Source organism: Rhodococcus sp. UFZ-B548, assembly GCF_903819475.1.
Taxonomy (GTDB): domain Bacteria; phylum Actinomycetota; class Actinomycetes; order Mycobacteriales; family Mycobacteriaceae; genus Rhodococcus_F; species Rhodococcus_F erythropolis.
In genome coordinates, this window is record NZ_CAIJDS010000008.1 from 30,613 (window position 1) to 48,396 (window position 17,784).

14 protein-coding genes are annotated in these 17,784 nt (G+C 62.7%); 5 read left to right on the forward strand and 9 right to left on the reverse strand.

Features of this window, described 5'->3' with window-relative positions; all coding sequences use genetic code 11:
- Window positions 1–68: 68 nt before the first annotated feature.
- A complete protein-coding gene (locus H7C86_RS10020) occupies window positions 69–689 on the reverse strand; it encodes a TetR/AcrR family transcriptional regulator (RefSeq protein ID WP_021345503.1) in 621 nt (206 codons plus the stop codon).
- A 91-nt stretch (window positions 690–780) separates the two neighbouring features.
- Here H7C86_RS10020 and H7C86_RS10025 point away from each other — a divergent pair, with 91 nt between their 5' ends.
- Window positions 781–2,148, forward strand: a complete 1,368-nt coding sequence (locus H7C86_RS10025; RefSeq protein WP_182261494.1) for a cytochrome P450 — start codon at window positions 781–783, stop codon at window positions 2,146–2,148.
- Window positions 2,149–2,163: 15 nt separating this feature from the next.
- Here the strand turns inward: H7C86_RS10025 and H7C86_RS10030 are convergent, their stop codons facing one another.
- Window positions 2,164–3,768 carry an acyl--CoA ligase family protein gene (locus tag H7C86_RS10030; RefSeq protein WP_182261495.1) on the reverse strand — a complete coding sequence of 535 codons (1,605 nt, stop codon included), beginning with the start codon at window positions 3,766–3,768 and terminating at the stop codon, window positions 2,164–2,166.
- 131 nt (window positions 3,769–3,899) lie between these two features.
- On the opposite strand from H7C86_RS10030, the gene H7C86_RS10035 reads away from it, so the two are divergent.
- The 4 genes from H7C86_RS10035 to H7C86_RS10050 all read left to right on the forward strand — a co-directional run bounded on the left by H7C86_RS10035 (window position 3,900) and on the right by H7C86_RS10050 (window position 7,871).
- A complete protein-coding gene (locus tag H7C86_RS10035) occupies window positions 3,900–4,766 on the forward strand; it encodes a response regulator transcription factor (RefSeq protein ID WP_020970739.1) in 867 nt (288 codons plus the stop codon).
- 114 nt (window positions 4,767–4,880) lie between these two features.
- Window positions 4,881–6,308 carry an amidase gene (locus tag H7C86_RS10040; protein WP_182261496.1) on the forward strand — a complete coding sequence of 476 codons (1,428 nt, stop codon included), beginning with the start codon at window positions 4,881–4,883 and terminating at the stop codon, window positions 6,306–6,308.
- A 125-nt stretch (window positions 6,309–6,433) separates the two neighbouring features.
- Complete coding sequence (locus tag H7C86_RS10045; protein ID WP_019745239.1) at window positions 6,434–6,889, forward strand: DUF6069 family protein; 456 nt, start codon at window positions 6,434–6,436, stop codon at window positions 6,887–6,889.
- Window positions 6,890–6,902: 13 nt separating this feature from the next.
- Window positions 6,903–7,871 carry a TIGR00341 family protein gene (locus H7C86_RS10050; protein ID WP_019745238.1) on the forward strand — a complete coding sequence of 323 codons (969 nt, stop codon included), beginning with the start codon at window positions 6,903–6,905 and terminating at the stop codon, window positions 7,869–7,871.
- A 2-nt stretch (window positions 7,872–7,873) separates the two neighbouring features.
- On the opposite strand, the gene H7C86_RS10055 is transcribed toward H7C86_RS10050, so the two are convergent.
- The 7 genes from H7C86_RS10055 to H7C86_RS10085 all read right to left on the reverse strand — a co-directional run bounded on the left by H7C86_RS10055 (window position 7,874) and on the right by H7C86_RS10085 (window position 17,783).
- Window positions 7,874–8,554: a 3'-5' exonuclease gene (locus tag H7C86_RS10055; protein ID WP_020970735.1), complete on the reverse strand. Its 681-nt coding sequence runs from the start codon at window positions 8,552–8,554 to the stop codon at window positions 7,874–7,876.
- 122 nt (window positions 8,555–8,676) lie between these two features.
- Window positions 8,677–9,810, reverse strand: coding sequence for an o-succinylbenzoate synthase (menC, locus tag H7C86_RS10060; RefSeq protein WP_182261497.1), 1,134 nt, complete (start codon window positions 9,808–9,810; stop codon window positions 8,677–8,679).
- A complete protein-coding gene (locus H7C86_RS10065; RefSeq protein ID WP_020970733.1) occupies window positions 9,800–10,621 on the reverse strand; it encodes a GNAT family N-acetyltransferase in 822 nt (273 codons plus the stop codon). Before H7C86_RS10065 ends, menC begins: the two co-directional genes overlap by 11 nt.
- The gene (locus H7C86_RS10070) at window positions 10,599–11,762 is read right to left on the reverse strand and encodes a M20/M25/M40 family metallo-hydrolase (protein WP_020970732.1); all 1,164 of its coding nucleotides are present in this window, start codon (window positions 11,760–11,762) and stop codon (window positions 10,599–10,601) included. The genes H7C86_RS10065 and H7C86_RS10070 overlap by 23 nt, the downstream gene beginning before the upstream one ends.
- Window positions 11,759–15,118, reverse strand: coding sequence for a serine hydrolase (locus H7C86_RS10075; protein WP_182261498.1), 3,360 nt, complete (start codon window positions 15,116–15,118; stop codon window positions 11,759–11,761). Before H7C86_RS10075 ends, H7C86_RS10070 begins: the two co-directional genes overlap by 4 nt.
- Entirely contained in the window at window positions 15,115–15,906 is a 792-nt protein-coding gene (locus H7C86_RS10080) for an ABC transporter ATP-binding protein (RefSeq protein ID WP_020970730.1), read from the reverse strand. The genes H7C86_RS10075 and H7C86_RS10080 overlap by 4 nt, the downstream gene beginning before the upstream one ends.
- The gene (locus tag H7C86_RS10085) at window positions 15,903–17,783 is read right to left on the reverse strand and encodes a dipeptide/oligopeptide/nickel ABC transporter permease/ATP-binding protein (protein ID WP_259349079.1); all 1,881 of its coding nucleotides are present in this window, start codon (window positions 17,781–17,783) and stop codon (window positions 15,903–15,905) included. The genes H7C86_RS10080 and H7C86_RS10085 overlap by 4 nt, the downstream gene beginning before the upstream one ends.
- Between the last annotated feature and the right edge of the window lies 1 nt (window position 17,784).

The following is a 17,784-nucleotide window of genomic DNA, read 5'->3' on the forward strand; positions in this document are numbered from 1 at the left end:
ACAAGTATTGCGCCTGTTCGCGCCATCACGGTGTGGCGGGCAGCAACCGCATGCCGATGGGTTCCATCTCAACGGTGTGCGGTGGACGTGAATTGGTAGGTTGCCGCCTCGACGATCTCGTCAGGGGTAATAGCGATCTCCTCGTTCAGCCACGCGGTGACCAATTCGGCAAGGCCCCCGACGAAGAGCAGTCCGTTGATCTGACCTTGATGAGATGGCCAAGCTCGGTCGCCGTACATTCGCGAGGCTTCGTCCGCGACCATTTGCGCGAAGCCGTGCAGTACCGCGCGCCGGTGTGCGCGAAGGGGCTCGTATGCAGCGGATTCGATCATTGCCACACGCCCCTTGCGGGGATCGTCGGTGAGGAGGGTGACGAACGACGTGATGGCATCTCGTACGCGCTGCTCGAGCGTTCCGTCGCTCGCTCGTAGTGCGGTCAGGCCGGCGTCGCGAACCTCGTCGGCAATTCCGTCCAGGATTGTTTTCAGCAGTTCGTCTCTGCTGGAAAAACTTTCGTAAAAGTAGCGTTCCGTCAACTTGGCTCGCGCACAGATCGCGGTCATCGTGGCGCCTCGACTGCCTGCGACAGCGAATAGTTCCAGCCCTGCCTCTAGCAAGCTCTCGCGCCGCAATGCTGAGCGCTGGTCGCCGCTGAGGCCGGCATACCGCCGCGGCGTCGGAGAAGTCATAGGTCGATATTGACAGACGCAACCACTGTGACGCAGACTACAGTCCATCTGACAGGATGCACTGTCAGATTGAACGAGAGTAGAGGTCGCAGTGTCCAAGATCCTGGCTCGTCCCCCCGTGAACTCGCAGTTGCACCCGATTTCGGGCCGTTCCGGGCTGCCTCTCGTCGGGCACGCTCTTGCATACATCCGCGATCCACTCGCATTGATGCAAGAGAACTGGGATCGATACGGCGAGGTCTCTTGGTTCTCGATGGTCGGTCGGCAGTGGATCGCTGTTCTCGGACCCGACGCGTGCCAGGAAGTGCTGCAGAACAAAGATCGGGCTTTTGTGAACAGCGACGGCTGGTCGGTGCTTATCGGCCCCTTTTTTCACGGTGGGCTGATGCTTCTCGATTCGGAAGAACATCTACGACACCGTCGAATCATGCAGCAGGCGTTCACTCGGACGCGGATCGAGAAGTCTGTCGACGTTCTCAATCCGGCAATCGACTCGGCGCTCGACACATGGACCCCTACTGACGGATTTCGTGCATACACAGCGCTGAAGACACTCACCCTCGATCTTGCCACCGACATCTTCATGGGCGGTGCGGAAGGAAGTACCGAAAGCGAAATATCTTCGGTGAAAAAGGCTTTCGTGGATTGTGTGCAGGCGGCTACTTCTCTGGTCCGCTACCGCGTGCCGGGGACCAGATGGAAGCGAGGACTCGACGGCCGCCGGGTCCTGGAAGACTTCTTTCGTCGCTACCTGCCGGCGCGTCGAGCTCGCGCAACCGATGATCTGTTCTCCGTGCTCTGTCACATCGAATCCGAGGCAGGACAACGCTTCAGTGACGACGAAGTGATCGACCATATGATCTTCCTCCTGATGGCCGCACACGACACTTCGACGATCACCCTTTCCACGATGATGCAATATCTAGGTCAACATCCGAAGTGGCAGGACAGGTGCCGTGCCGAGTCGCTCGCTCTTGGGACCTCGACGCCCAACTATGCAGATCTCGACGGCCTGAGCAGCCTTGACCTGGTGATGAAGGAATGCCTCCGACTCGTCTCTCCCGTACCGGTCATGGCGCGGCGAGCGGTCCGCGACACTCAAGTACGGGGTCACTTCGTGCCTGCGGGAACGTATGTTTCTGTCGCCCCTCACTTCACGCACCACATGGCGCAGTACTGGCCTGATCCCGAGCGTTTCGATCCCGAACGTTTCGCCGAGAATCGACGCGAAGACAAGGTTCACCGGTACGCGTGGGAACCGTTCGGAGGCGGAGTGCACAAATGCCTGGGAATGCACTTCGCCGGCGCCGAGATCAAGGCAATCATGCACCACCTCCTCATGCGCTTCGACTGGAACGTCGACGCAGATTACGTCGCTCCGCTCGACTTCACGTCCTTGCCGTTCCCTTCGGACGGGCAACCTGTCGATCTGCGCCGGCGTCACAGTTCGGTGCGCTGAGACCCTACGGCCGAATTACTTCGACGCACGCAATTGGAACTTGAGAACCTTGCCGGTCGGGGTGCGAGGAAGGTCGAGTGGAAAGACGATGTCGCGGGGAACCTTGTACCCGGCCAGCAATGCACGGGTGTGCTCGACGATGTCTTCGGCGGAAGCCTGTAATCCCTTGCCCAGCAACACGAATGCCTTCGGGCGCTCGCCCCACTTCTCGTCGGGAACGCCGACGACTGCCACGTCGATCACGGCAGGGTGACTCATGATCGCCTGCTCCACCTCGACGGTGGAGATGTTCTCACCGCCCGAGATGATGATGTCTTTCGCGCGGTCCTTGAGCTGGATGTAACCGTCGGGATGCATGACGCCGAGGTCGCCGGAATGGAACCAACCACCGGCAAATGCTTCGGCGGTCGCGGCCTCGTCACGGTAGTAACCGAGCATCACGTTGTTGCCGCGGAGCACGATCTCACCCATGGTCTGGCCGTCGGCGGGAACGTCGTTCATCTCGGCATCGACAACGCGAGCATTTTCGGCCTGCACCATGCCGACTCCCTGACGGGAGAGAAGTGCGGCGCGCTCGGACTGCGGCTTGTCGTCCCAGGCTTCCTGGTACTCGCAGATCGTGTACGGGCCGTATACCTCGGTGAGACCGTAGACGTGGACGACGGTGACACCGATGTCTTCGAGTTTTCCGATGATCGTCGGTGACGGGGGAGCGCCGGCGGTGGTGATGCGCAGGGCTTCGACCTTGTGAGCCTGGTCTGCGTCGGCGATGGTGGAGCAGACGGTAGGAGCGCCGCACAGATGCGTCACGCCCAGATTGTCGATGGCGTCCCAGATCGCGTCGGCGCGGACCGCGCGCAGGCAGATGTGTGTGCCTGCGGCCTGAGTGACGGCCCACGGCGTGCACCACCCGTTGCAGTGGAACATCGGCAGTGTCCACAGATACTTCGTCGCTCCGTCGAAGCCGTTGTGGAATGTCTCGCCGAGCGAGTTCAGGTATGCCCCGCGGTGGGAGTACATGACGCCCTTGGGTTTTCCGGTGGTGCCAGAGGTGTAGTTGATGGCGATGCACTGCTGCTCGTCGTCGACGCCCCAGTACAGTGGCTGATCGGCGAGAGCTTCACCTTCGGCAATCAGATCGGCGTACTGCCCGGTGACGATTCCGGTGGGGACCTCCGGGTAGGGCACGGTGGAGTCCGGGATCTCGATGATCTCGCGCAGGCTCGTCACGTTCGCCTTGGACGAGGTGACCGAGCCGACGAATTCGGAGTCGACGAACAGGATCGTGGTTCCCGAGTGATCGAGGATGTACTCGAGTTCGGGACCGGCGAGGCGTGAGTTCAGGGCGATCAGGACTCCGCCGGCGAGTGGGACGGCAAAATGCGCGAACAGCATCTCGGGAACGTTCGGCGCCAGGTACGCAACGCGGTCACCGGGCTGAATGCGTTGACGCAGGACGCGGGCCAGCGCTGCGACCTCGTCACCGAACTCTCGGTACGTGTAGCTCCGGTCGCCGTGAATGACGGCGGTGCGATCGGGGAACACCGCAGCGCTGCGCTCGAGAAAGCGCAGCGGACTGAGCGGGGTGTTGTTGGCTGCGAGAGCTGTCGAGACAGACACGGTTCCTCCGAAGGCGACGTGACACGGTTGGTGTCACGGTAGTTGTGATCGGCACTACAAATGGCCTGGATGCACGCTATTGCCCAGTCAAAGGTGCCGCTACCCTCTGAATTGGGTATGTGGAGGTGAGAGTGAGCAGGGTACTGAGACCGAGCGACGACGACGCGTTGCGCGCCGAACTGCGTCGACTGCACCCCCGAACCGAGTTGCCGGTTCTGTTCGGCGGATGTGTCGACGACCGGTCGCTGACCATCACCGGCTACGTCGGGACTCGTAGCAACATCCTGCGAAATTTGAAGATCGACGCCGAATGCGGACTCGGTGGTCGTGCGATCGCAGAACAACGACCGGGCGCGGTGCAGGACTACGCGAACTCGTCGCACATCACCCATGACTACGACTACGAAGTAGGCACCGAAGCCATCGAATCCTTGATGGCAGTCCCGATCGTCGTACGCGGGGTTACTCGCGGAGCGATCTACGGAGGACTGCGCGCCAACCTGCCGATCGGCGACGTGATCGCCGAGACGATGATGCGATCGTCGTACGCGTTGGCCCGCGAATTCGAGATTCGCGACGAAGTGGATCGTCGGGTGGCGATGCTCGATACCGCTGCGGTGGAACACGGTTCGAATCGCGATGCCCAGATATCCGAAGGGTTGACCGAGAGCGTCCTGGCGCTCGGCGAGATCGCGGCGAACCTCGAGGACATGGCTCTCAGCGCGCAGGTCCGCGCCGTCGAGGCAAAGTTGCGGGCGTTGGCGTCGCCGAAACCTTCCGCGAACACTCCAGTCGCGAACACCGTTGTCCTGTCGCCCCGCGAGCGGGAGGTGATGGGCTACGTAGCTCTGGGACTGCGCAATGCCGAGATCGCCGAGAGGTTGTCCCTGAGCGTCGAAACGATCAAGACGTACATGCGGAATCTGATGGGAAAACTCGACGTCCGCAGTCGGCACGAAGCAGTTGTGGAAGCGCGGCGGCAGGGCTTGATTCTGTAAGGCTGAATCGGTGGGCCGGTCTCGCCAAGCGGAATTTCAAAGCTACGCCTTCGCCATGGTTGGTATGACGGACCTCACTATCGGCAGAGTTCGACACGAGTGATGAGGGCATCGATGCAGGATTTGTTCGACAACAACGACATGACCGGCCTGGCCGAGGCGATCAGGAGCGGTGACGTCTCCGCCAAGGAAGTTCTCGAGTTCAGCCTGGACAGACTCGACGAGCGCAACCCGGCAGTCAACGCGGTGATCAGTGAGCGTCGCGAGGAGGCACGCAACGAGGTATCAGGCGGCTTGCCGGAAGGTCCACTGCACGGCGTCCCGTTCGTGATCAAAGACCTGGGCATGGACGTCGCAGGATTGCCGAGCACCAACGGATCTCGATTGTTCGCCGATGCTGTGGCAGAAAAAGATTCGACGCTCGTGGAGCGGTACCGTGAGGCTGGTCTGGTTGTCATCGGCAAGACGAACACCCCGGAGTTCGGTAAGAATGCGAGTACCGAACCTGCGCTGTTCGGGCCTACCCGCAACCCTTATGCCCTTGATCGTTCACCCGGCGGATCTTCGGGTGGCACAGCTGTAGCTGTTGCCGTCGGGATCGTGCCCGGCGGCCATGCCAGTGACGGCGGTGGATCGATCCGTATTCCCGCATCGGCCTGTGGCTTGGTAGGCCTCAAGCCCAGCCGTGGACGTACTCCGACGGCACCGGCGCGCACGCTGTTCTCGTCGCCGATGAGTGTTCATCACGCACTCACCCGAAGTGTCCGCGACACTGCACTGCTTCTCGATCTCTCCGCCGGACCGACTGTCGGCGATCCTTACGTGATCCTGGCGCCGAAGCGGCCGTACGTCGAGGAAGTTGGTGCGGATCCCGGACGGTTGCGGATCGGTCTGAGTAACACTCTTCCTGATGGCACCCCGGTGGACCCGGAGTGCTCGGCCGTCACAACCAGTGTTGCCGGCCTGCTCGAAGACCTCGGTCACGATGTCACCGAGAGTGCCCCGAACTTTCCGCTCGATGCGCTCACTGCCGGGCTTTCCGTGTTGATGGGCATTCCGATGACGATCGAGGTCGACGAACGACTCGAGGCCCTGAACCGCGCAATCCGCGACGACGACCTCGAGCCGATGGCTCGGATGATCTACGACCGCGCGAAGTCCGAAAGTGCGACGAACGTCGTCAAGGCATTGCAGGAACTCGAGCGGGCAGCCCAGGTGATCGGTGCGTTCTTTGTCGATCGCGACCTGTTGCTGACGCCGACGATGGCTCGACCGGCAGCTCCGCTCGGTCTGCTCGATACGGCAAATCCCATGTCGATCTGGGAGCATTCGGCCGGGTACAGCGGTTTGACCAGTCCGTTCAACAGTTCAGGTCAGCCCGCGATTTCCTTGCCGATGGGTCATGACACGGCCGGCGTTCCTATCGGCGTGCAGTTGGTGGGTGCGTTCGGGCGTGAAGATTTGCTGATCCGGGTTGCGTCGCAGCTCGAGGTGGCGCGCCCGTGGAGCATTGCCCCGGTGTGGCCGCCCGTCCCGGCGTAGCCCCGGCACCGTCGAAGAGTCGAGAACACCGTACTTTTCACCCGTCGAGGGTGAATGTGGGCCGTCCCGAAACGCATACAGTTCGGAAGGACAGCCCTATCCGGTATCGGTGAAGGAGTCTCTCGATGAGCCAGTTCCAACCAGACAGTCCGGCGACTCCCGCCGTCAATGCAAAACGACTGTGGGCGGGCGGGGCCGCAACTGCGCTCGTCGCGGCCCTGGCCGCGGTCGTCGGACTACTGATCGTGCGGGGAATCCTCGACACTCCGGTCATCACACCGGAGCGGATGCCGGGGAATTCCCAAGCCGGCTCGCTTGCTCTCAGCGCCGCGATCGCAGCGCTGGTCGCTACCGCACTTCTGCATGCGTTGATGGTGTCGACGCCACGTGCGTCGAACTTCTTCGCGTGGATCGGAATCCTCGCAACGATCGCCACCGCGCTGTGGCCGTTCACGATCGCAGCGACCACCGCATCGCGAGTCGCCAGCGCCGCAATCTACTTCGTCGTCGGCATCGCGATCGTCTCGTTGCTCACCGGGGTCGCAGGGTCCGCGCAGACCACTCGCCGTATCGGCGTGTGATGGAGTATCGACCGTGAACGGGGTGGTTCCGCAAGCACAACGGCGCACATTGGCGGAGCTCGACGAAAAGCTCAATTTCTCGGTGGGGGACCGAGATTCGAAGCGATCCGCCTTCTGGGTGATGCTGACGCTGTCTGCCGTGATCGCCGTGGCCGGTGTCGTGGGCGATTCCACGGCAACCGTCATCGGAGCGATGATCGTCGCTCCCTTGTCGACGCCGATTCTCGGGGTCGGGCTGGGCATCACAACTGGCCAAGGCGCTTTGGTCGGGCGGAGCCTGGTCTATGTCGTCGGTGGAATCTGCCTCGTCGTCGTATTGGGTGTCGCGTTCGCTCAGGTATTGCCGAATCCCTCCAACGTGCTGACCAATTCCCAAGTGCTTGGGCGTACTTCGCCGACGTTGATGGACTTGACGGCAGCACTTGCGACCGGTTTGGTCGGGGCCATCGCGATCGCGCGCAAGGATGTCGGCGACGTACTTCCCGGTGTTGCCATCGCAATTTCGCTTGTCCCACCGTTGGCGGTGGTAGGTGTCTGTCTCGGCTCGGGGTCACCGAGTTTGGCGGTGGGCGCGTTTGTACTGTTCACATCGAACGTGGTTGCCATGATCATCACTGCGACAGGCGTGTTCGTCGCAGCTGGGTACGCGCGCGACGCCGGGATCTTGAAGACGTCGCGGCGGCGGGCATACCTCGTGCTTGCCGCTCTGTTGATCGTCGTCGCGATTCCGATGGTCGGTAACTCCCTGTCGTCGTTGTGGGCGAGGCAGATCGGGAGCGCGGCGCAACAGTGGCTCGCAGACACTCCGGGAGCCGAGGTCACCGATGTCACCTGGCAGGGCAGCACCGCCACCATCGATGTGCTCGGCCCGGAAACCCTTCCCCCACTGGATGAACTGGAGGCATCGATCGACGCGCTGATTCCGTGGAACCCGGACGTGCAGATCGTCCACACCGTCGGGACGAGGATCGCGGCGGGGTGAGGTCAGGCGATAACGCGAATCGGCCACTGGCCGTTGACGTCTCCCACGTCCCGGCCCTGGCTGAGTAGGTACTCGGCGAAATCACGCTGGCGCTCGGCGTGCCAATCGGCTTGATCGACCATGAGATCGAGCCCCAGGAGGTCGGGGAACCGCACGGCCAACTCGCGGGCCAACGCCGCCGCCGCTTTGGCATCGGCCTCGGCTTCGTGCGCCGACTCCAATGAAATTCCGTAGTGCTCGCACACAGCCGCAAGCGTTCGCTTGCCCTTGCGGAACGTATCCATCGCCCGATCGATCACGTACGGATCAATCACCAACCCGGGAACGAATGCGGGCTTGCCGATGCGCAGACCCTCGGCATGCATGACCGTCAGATCGTAGGAGGCATTGAACGCCACGACGGCGTGATCGCGCGCCCAGGAATTGTGCAGAGCATCGCGAATCTCTTCGTAGCCCTCGGCGTAGTTCTGGCCGTGCCGCGCCGCGTACTCGGTGCTGATTCCGTGAATAGCCGAAGCGTCGGCGGGGATATCGACGCCGGGATCGAGTAACCACGTGCGTGTTTCGACATTCGAACCGTCGATGACCGCGACGCAGGCACTGACGATGCGAGCATTCGACGGATTCCGCCCCGTGGTTTCGAGGTCGAACGCGCAGATCGGGCGATCGGACCAGCTACTCATCGGGGGCCTTTCGGTGCAGAACGTCATGTCCCAATCACTATGCACCTCCCTACCGACAGAAACGACGAACAGCCACCTCCGCCGGGTGAAGGTGGAGGTGGCTGCTGCGTGACTGTGTGGACCTACAGAGTCTCGCTTCCGACCGTGAAGCGATCCATGACGTCTTCACGTGGAGTCACACCGAAGCCCGGTCCCTGCGGCACGGCGATGTGGCCGTCCTCGATGACAAACGGTTCGGTGATGTCTTCCTTGTAGAAGCGATCGGACGCCGAGATGTCGCCGGGCAGCGTGAACCCGTCCAGCGCCGCGAGGGCCGCGTTGGCGGCGCGGCCGATTCCGGTCTCGAGCATTCCGCCGCACCACACCGCGATACCGTGTGCCGAGGCGAGATCGTGGATGCGCTTGGCTTCCAGATATCCACCGACACGGCTCGGCTTGATGTTGATGACCGAAGCGGCACCGAGCGTGATGGCATCCGCCGCATCCTTGGCCGACTCGACCGACTCGTCGAGGCAGATCGGAGTCGAGAGGGACTGGGCGAGCTTGGCGTGCTGCACCAAATCGTCCTCGGCCAGCGGCTGTTCGATGAGGAGCAAAGCGAATTCGTCCAGGCGACGGAGCAACTGCGCGTCGACGAGGGTGTACGCGGCATTTGCGTCGACCTGCAGAGGAACGTCGTAGCCGAACTCCTTGCGCACCGCAGCCACGGGAGCGATGTCCCAGCCCGGCTTGATCTTCAGCTTGATTCGCACGTACCCCTGCGACAGATAGTTGCCGACGGTCTCGAGCAGCTGAGGGATGCTGTCCTGGATGCCGACGGACACTCCCGAGGGAACTCGCGTGCGAGTGGCACCGAGGTACCGAGCGAAAGACTGTCCGCGAGCGCGCAATTCAGCATCGAGAATTGCCATTTCGATAGCCGACTTGGACATCTGGTGACCCACGATGTGGTGAAGTACGCTGCCGACCGTCTCGGCCGAGAGCGGCTGATCCGACTGCGACTTACGTAGCGTCGGAACGAGATACTCGCGAAGCATCGCCCGCGCACCAGCGGTGTACTCCGAGTTGTAGTACGGATCGCTCAGCGAACCGCACTCGCCCCAGCCGACAGTCTCCACCGGACCGTTGGGGCCGTCGGTGGTGCCGCTCACCTTCAGGACGAGGGTGTTGCGCTCGAGCTGGGTGCTGAATGACGTGGTGAAGGGGGAGACGAGAGGGATGCGCAGTTCGCGCAATTCGACGGACTCAATGTGCATGGACTTGCTCTTCTCCGGTTGTCTCGCAGATTTTCGTGAACGTGTAATAGCCGCTGGGGTCGAAGCCGGTCGATTGCCATTCCTTCGAGGCGATCAGTGGTTCGAGGTACTCGCGAAGCGCGTGTCGCCAGGCAAAGGCAGAGGCGCGGTCGACTGTTCTCAGATGCTCGATGTCTCGGGGTATTCCGACTGCGATATCGATGCAGTCGGGTGGGATCGGGAGCATTCGAGGCGTACCGTCCTCGGTGGGTTCAAGCACCTTGAATGTATCATTCACGGCCACAGCAGAACTCGGAGATCCATCGACGTCGAGATCCCAACTGACGAGCATGCGATCGCTGGCGTCGCCTGCGTTGATGCCGTCTGCCATTGAACCGTAGAAATCCGGGTTGTATTCGGTCGGTGCGGCACCGAGACGCTGAATGTTGAAATAGGCATTTCGTGCGACCAGTGGATCGAAGGTCCACCGGATCGTCCTGACACCGCGCTCGATGCACCAGTCTCGCTGATGATGCTTGAGGGCGCGGCCGATTCCCTTGCCTGCGTGTCCCGGTAGTACTCCGGCGATGTGTGAGTGCAGAACCTCGCCGAGAGGCTCGACGAAGAATCCGACACAACCACCGATCATTTCGCCTTCGGAAAAGGCTCCCACCACGTAGTGACCACCGTGATGAAGCGCAACCAACATCGCCGTGCCGAAATGAGCCGGTCCGGGGCTGGTAGCCCAGATCTCATCGAAAACGGCGGATAGATCGGCTATTTCGCGATTGTCGACCAGCTCTCGAAACTCAACCGCTTTGCTTTTCGACACGAGGGCCCCCTTCAGACGTGATCGAACGAATAAGGCCCGCAACCAACGCCGTCCTCGGGGCGATAGCGGACACGAGCGCATGCTCGGTCTCGGCGTGTGCACCGCCGCCGACGCCACCGAGGCCATCGAGGGTGGGGATACCGATACCGGCAGTGAAGTTTCCGTCCGAGGCTCCGCCTACGGCGAGCCCGACGGGAGGAGTCAGATCATGCTCGAGCGCAACACGTTCCGCCAACGCCAGCAACGGTGCGGACATCGTCGCTTCGAGAGGTGGTCGGTTGACGCCACCCGAGACCGTGACTACGGCTTCGGGGTGGATTGCCTGCAGGGCTCGGATACTTGCATCGATCCGATCCTGCTCGGCAGCGCTGGTTGCGCGCACGTCCACGTCGACAAAGGCTTCTGCCGGAACGGTGTTGGTGGTGGTTCCGGCCGAAATGACAGTCGGGGTGACGGTGGTTGCCTGCGCAGGCGAGGACAAGTCGTTGACCGCGATCACGAGACGAGCCAGTTCTACTGCAGCATTGATGCCCTTTTCCGGCTCCAGCCCGGCGTGCGCGGCGCGACCGGCAACATGGATCCGATACAGCGACACTCCCTTGCGGACAGTCTTCAGTTCGCCGCCGTCTCCGCCGGCCTCGAGAACCAGTACCGCGCCCGCCGCGAGGTCCTCGATCAGTGACCGCGACGTGGGCGAACCGATTTCTTCGTCACCGGTGACCAGAAGTGTGATTCCGTCGAGTGCATCGTCGCCGTGCAACTCTCGGACGATGGCGAGGGCGTGGATTGCCTGAACGACACCAAGTTTCATGTCGAGGCCACCCGGACCTCGTAGTGCGCCCTCGGTGACCGCTGCGGGTAGGCGCGTCAGGGTTCCGATCGGCCACACGGTGTCGTGGTGACCGAGCAGCATCAGCCGCGTCGGTGAGCTGCCGAAACGGGTCACCAGATGGGTTCGGCCTTCCGTCACTATCGACTCCGGTGTCACTCCGAGTCGCTCGTGGACAAGGTCTGACGTCCACTTCGCGCTGCGGGCAACAGCTTCGAGATCGTGCGACGGCGACTCGACTTCGATGAGCGCGATGGCGTCCTCGAGGATCTGAGGAAGTTGGCGCTCGGCCAGATCGCGGAGAATGGTCATCGGTTGTTCACTCGCGGATACGCGCGGCTTCCGACGTGTAGCAATTGTGTACTCCCGGTGTCGGAGAAAGTGATCCGGATCCAACCCGCTGATTGAGGTAGTTGGGTCGCGAATACTCCAGGGTGAACTTCGATCAGGCTGAGAGAGACGGACTCTGCGCTTTCGGCGTTGACCGAAGGGTCGATGTGCTCGGTGCGGCGGGCGGTCAGGGAACTCCCGGTCCTTTCCAGGACGAAATCGGCAGCAGCATCGCGGTACAGACCGCACAGCGCATCGAGTTCCTCAGGTGAGGACGTGGTGCGGGTGGCGGGGTCTCCAGGCGAAAATGCCGGTGTCACGGCGACGCCGCCGATGGAACCGATCACCTCGGCGAGAAGGTCGCCCGAGAGAGCGTCCATCGCACCGCCGTTGGCCATCAGGACTACCGCAATGCCGCAGGACGGGACCACCCGCAAGAAGGACTGCTGTCCGAGGGTTCCACCGTTGTGACCATGCGCCAGCACGCCGTCCCAATTGTGCAGCAGCCACGTGGTTCCCATGATGTCTGCAGACGACACGTCTCCGATCTGGCGGCGCTCCTCGAGCATCGCCAGATGGGTGGACCGCTGAAGCAGAATCGGATCCTCGCGCATCGAATCCTGCGCGAACAGAAGAAGGTCCTCGGCGGTGCTGTTGATGAGACCGGCGGGGCCCATCGAGCGAGGGATGAGGAATTGTGGTGTCTGCGCGAGATTGTCGGCACCGCCGACATGCCCGACCGCAGCGCGGTGCAGTGCCGTCTCCTCGGGCAAGGTCGTGGTCTTGGTCAGGCCGAGCGGCTCGATGATCCGCTCACGCAGAACCGCGTCCCAACTCTTGCCTCGGAGAACCTCGATGATTCGTCCGGCGATGACGAAGCCGGTGTTGCAGTACGACCAATCGGTACCGGGTGCGAAGAGCTGCACCGTCGATGCCAGGGCTGCGACGTATCGCTCGACGCAGTCGTCGCCGCGTCCGCCGTCGATGAAGACGTCACCGTCGATGCCACTGGTGTGAGTCAACAGGTGGCGAGTGGTGACCGTTTCAGTGGCTACCGCGTCGGCAACTGCGAAGCCCGGCAGAATGTTCCGGACAGGCGAGTCGAGGTCCAGTAATCCTTCTTCGACGAGTTGCATGATCAGGGTGGCCGTCCAGACCTTGCTGATCGAACCCATCTGGAACAACGTGTCGGGAGTGGCCGCGACACCGGTGCGGGTACTGACGACACCGGACGTCACCACGGTGCGGTCGAAACCGCTGCGGGTAGTGGTCAGAATTCCGAGCGAAGCACCGGGTACCCCGTACTTCGCGCTCAGGGTGTCGAGTCGGTACTGCCAGTAGTCGGGATCGACCGTGGTCAGTGCCGGCGTAGGCGAGAGATGACGTTCGATCCAGTCGACGAGACGGGTGCTGTAATCCAGACGGTGGGAGGGTCGACCCGTCAGCACAAAGGCATGCGACGCGCCCGGGAAGACCACCAGTTCGGTCGGGGTGCCGGCCAAACGCAGTCCACCGAACCACTGTTCTGCCTGGTTGACCGGGCAGCGGACGTCGCTACCGCCGTGAAGTATCAGCGTCGGTGTCGTCACCTGGGAGACTCGCCCCAGCGGCGAAAGTTCCTGTACCCGAGATGACTGCGGGTCGAATTCGACCGTCTGCAGCAAGATGCCCTCGTCCGAGGGGCCCGCCGTGTTCGCGATGTCGCAGACAAGGCCGCCAGCGACTGCGACGGCAAACCGATCGGTGACGGACGTCAGGGCGCACGTCATGAATCCGCCGTAGCTGTAGCCCGTGAGCACCAGTTGCTTCGGATCGGCCATCCCTTCGGCGACAAGGGTTTCGACTGGTTCGAGCAGGTCGGCGCGATCCGCCTCACCCCAACCGTCACGCACACCGTCGAAGAACTCGTTGCCGTAGCCGTCGCTTCCCCGCGGATTGATCATCAAGACCGTGTATCCGAGCGCGACCAGTTCCGCGTGGTACGCGTGCATCGGGGTGGGTGTACCGGTCCAGGCATTGTGTGGTCCGCCGTGGACGTCCAGAACCAGCGGACCGGCGCCCGTGACGTTCGGGTCGCGCAAGATCCAACCCTGAACACGGGTGCCGTCGCTGATGTCGAACCAACGCTCGGAGGCGACTGGAAACGCGACGGAAGTTGTCAGTTCCGTGTTCAATTCGGTGACGGTTTCGACTGCGCGAGTCTCGAGATCGATGACGGCGACCTCACCGAAGGACGTCGCCGTTGCAAGCGCGACGACGGCCTTCTCGGACGTCAGGGCAAGACCGAAGACCACTGTCTGTTCTCCGGTGAGAAGTGGTGAGACGGAGCCTGATCCGAAATCGACCTTGTGCAGTTCGGTGGAGCCGTGGTTGCGGATGCAGAAGACGATGTCGCCGTCGGCGGTGAAACGCGTTGCGCCACCGGGATAACCGGTCCCGCCAGGCATGACGTTTCGGTCGAGTGCGGATGTCAGACTGCGGTCTTCCACTCGCTGGTCGCGGTGCAGGACAAGAAGTTCGTTGTTGTGAATGATCGGCGTGTGCCAACCGACTGCTACGACGGCGTCGCCGACAGGTGTCCACGTCAGTGGTCCGGCGATGCCGCGTGCGTGCCCCAGCATCCGTGGAGCCGAGGCGAGATCAGTCAGCGATACGGTCCACGCGGAGCTCGCCCGTGTCAGATCGGCATTGCCGTCCATCGCCGCGGTGAAAGCAAGTTCGGTGCCGTCGGGACTGTACGCGGGATGCGAAGCGTCCCAATCGCCGTCCGTCAGTTGCCGAAGCGAGCCGGCGGCCAGATCGAACTCGAACAAGTGCGCCCGAACGCTGCCCCGGACACCGGATCCGTCGACCTTGTAGTTGAGGCGTTTCGCCACCAAGAGGTGTGACGATCCGGCGGCAGTGCGGTCGACCGGGGCGCTGAAGGCGATTCGAGCACCGTCGGGAGAGAACACTGGTGCCCCAGCGCCGAGCGGGAGCTGCGCCGTGGTGGTCATCTGAACGGCGGGCCCGCCGGTGGCGTCGACCTTCCACAGTTGCGGTGTGCCCGAGGAATCCGGCCGAACGAAGACCAACAGCGTGGAAACGGGATGCCATGCCGGCGAGGTGTCGGCAGGTCCCGCGGTGAGCTGTAGTTGCGGGGAAGCCAACCAGATCGAGTGCTCGTTGGTATCCGCGGCCGGATTCGCTTCGGTACGTACGTATGCAATGCGTCCCGACGCCGAGACGGCGATGCTGGTCGGTGTAACCACGGACGCGTAATCCTGGATTCTCGCCGAACGACGTTCTTCGGCACGGGCTACGGCAGCGGGGGAGTCGAGAGTGGTCGGCGTTGTCATTGGAACATCGGCTCCCCGAAGGTCGGGATCGCGGACAACAGCTTTGCCGTGTACGGCTCCTTGGGCGAATCGATCACGTCGAGAACCGGCCCGTGCTCGACGATTTCGCCGCCGAGCATGACTGCGACGTGGTCACAGACATAGCGGATCACCGCCAGGTTGTGGCTGACGAACAGAACCGTCAGACCTAACTGTTTCTGCAGATCCACCAACAGATTCAGAACCGCGCCCTGCACGGACACGTCCAGAGCGGAGGTGATTTCGTCGGCAAGCAGAACTGCCGGTGCGGCTGCCAAAGCCCGCGCGAGGGCAACGCGTTGGCGCTGACCACCAGACAACGACGACGGGTATTCGTGCGCCTTCTCCACCGGCAGTTGGACGGTGGTGAGGAGTCGAGCCACCTCGGCAGCGCGGTCGCCGCGGTTGCGGCGAGCTTTGTCACGACGCTCGGTGGACCGCAGCGCCTCGGCGAGTGACTGGCCGATGGTCATTCGCGGGTCGAGGCACGAGTACGGATCTTGGAAGACCATCTGGATCCGGTGGCGCAGACGAGCCGTCGCGCCGCGGGCGTGAGCGACGTCCACACCGTCGAGAAGGATCTGGCCGGAACTGGGCTCGGCCAAGCCGACAGTTGCTCGCGCCAGTGTCGACTTTCCGGAACCCGATTCACCGACGAGACCGACCACCGATCCGGAGGGGATGTCGAGATTGATGTTCTTGACGGCGTGGAATTTTTTCGAACCGCTACCGAGGTGGACGTTGACGTCACGGAATTCGAGCCTGCTCATCGGATCTCCTCTGCAACAGCCAACAGTTCTTCCAACTCGATGTCGGCGGTGCTCTCCTCGGCGTCGAGGCTCTCCACCTGCCAGGCTTCGTCGACGGTGGCAAGCGGCTTGTCGCGATCGGTGCTCATGGTGGGGACCGCGGCGATCAGCGCGCGGGTGTACGGATGCTTTGCACGACCGGCAATCAGATCGTCGACTGCGATGTCTTCCACGATTTCGCCGGCAAACATGACCAGGACACGGGTGCACATGCCGGTGATGACGGCCATATCGTGTGAGATGAGAAGGATTGCGGCGCCGGTTTCTTCGCGAACCTCGTGGAGCAGCCCGAGAACCTCACGCTGAACGGTCACATCGAGCGCAGTGGTGGGTTCGTCCGCGATGATCAGAGCGGGCTTGCCCATCAGACCCATGGCGATCATCGCGCGCTGACGCATACCGCCGGAGAACTCGTGGGGGTACTGCTTCGCACGCCTGGGCGCGTCGGGGATCTTGACGGCGTTCAGTCGCTCGACTGCCGCCTTCTTCGCGTCGACCTTGCTCATACCTTCGTGGAGCCAACCGATCTCGGCGACCTGGTATCCGACCTTGAGAGACGGATTCATGGACGACATCGGATCCTGGAACACCATCGCCATACGTGTGCCGAGTTGGCGGGCAACCTTGCGCGAAGCCGCGTTGTCCGGCCGCTTCCCGTCCTTCATCAGCACGGTGCCGTCGAACTCGATGAGCCCGGCGTCGACCACGGTGGGGTGGTCGGTCAGCTGCGCGATTGCCATGCAACTCAGTGACTTTCCGGAGCCGGATTCACCGACGATGCCCACGGTTTCGCCGCGATGAACTGTAAAACTGATGTTGTCGACGGGGCGACGCCAGTCGTCACCCGCGGGGACTGCGACGGACATGTTGCGGACGGTGAGAACTGCGTCCTCGTCGCTGGGCGCCGAATCGGCCTGGGCAGTTTTCCGGTTGATCGGCTTCCACTTCGGCAGGCGACTGCTGATCGGGCTGCGAACTCCCGCGCCGCGAGCAATGGCCTCGCCGAGCAGCGTGAAGGTCAAGCCGGCGAGCACGACGGCGATGCCGGGGGCAAGTGCGGTGGCCGGGTTGACGAAGATCTTCGACAGACCTTCGTTGAGCATCCGGCCCCAGTCGAATGCAGGCGGCTGAATGCCCAAGCCGAGGAACGAGAGTCCGGCGAAGACCACCAGGCCGCTGCCGACAGCGATGCTGGCATTGACGATGAGTGGTTCACGGATATTGGGGAGAATGTGGCGGAACAGCAGCCCGGGCTTGGTGACCCCGAGGATGCGTGCTGCGTCGATGAAGTCGCGTCCGTTGACCGACGAAGCCAGTGCGTACGTCAACCTCGCGAACGGCGAGGCCAGGGCGAGACCGATGGCGATCACCGCGCTGCCCGCACCCTGTCCGAGAACGACCAACAGGAAGATGGCGAGGAGCAGTCCGGGGAATGCGATGGCGAAGTTGAGGAATGCCACGACCATTCGTCCGACCGAGCGGGGTGCGAGCGTCGGGAGCGTACCGAGTATCAGGCCAATTGTGACACCGAGTGCGACGGCTCCGAGAGCCATGAGCACCGACAGTCTCGCGGCGGTCATCGTGCGGGCGAAGACGTCACGCCCGCCGGCGTCGGTGCCGAAGATGTGCTCGGAACTCGGTCCCTGAGAGAGTGCCTTCGGGTTGGCTGCGACAGCGGCGTCACCCCAGATCATCGGTCCGAAGATGACGAGGGCGATCAGAGCGGTCAGGAAGGTGAGGGCCAGGATTCCCAATGGGGTGCGGAACGTTCCGACGATCCAGTGTCGTCGCGGGGGCGTCTTGGGGGCCGCAGTGGGGGCCGTAGGTGAGGTGCTCAAC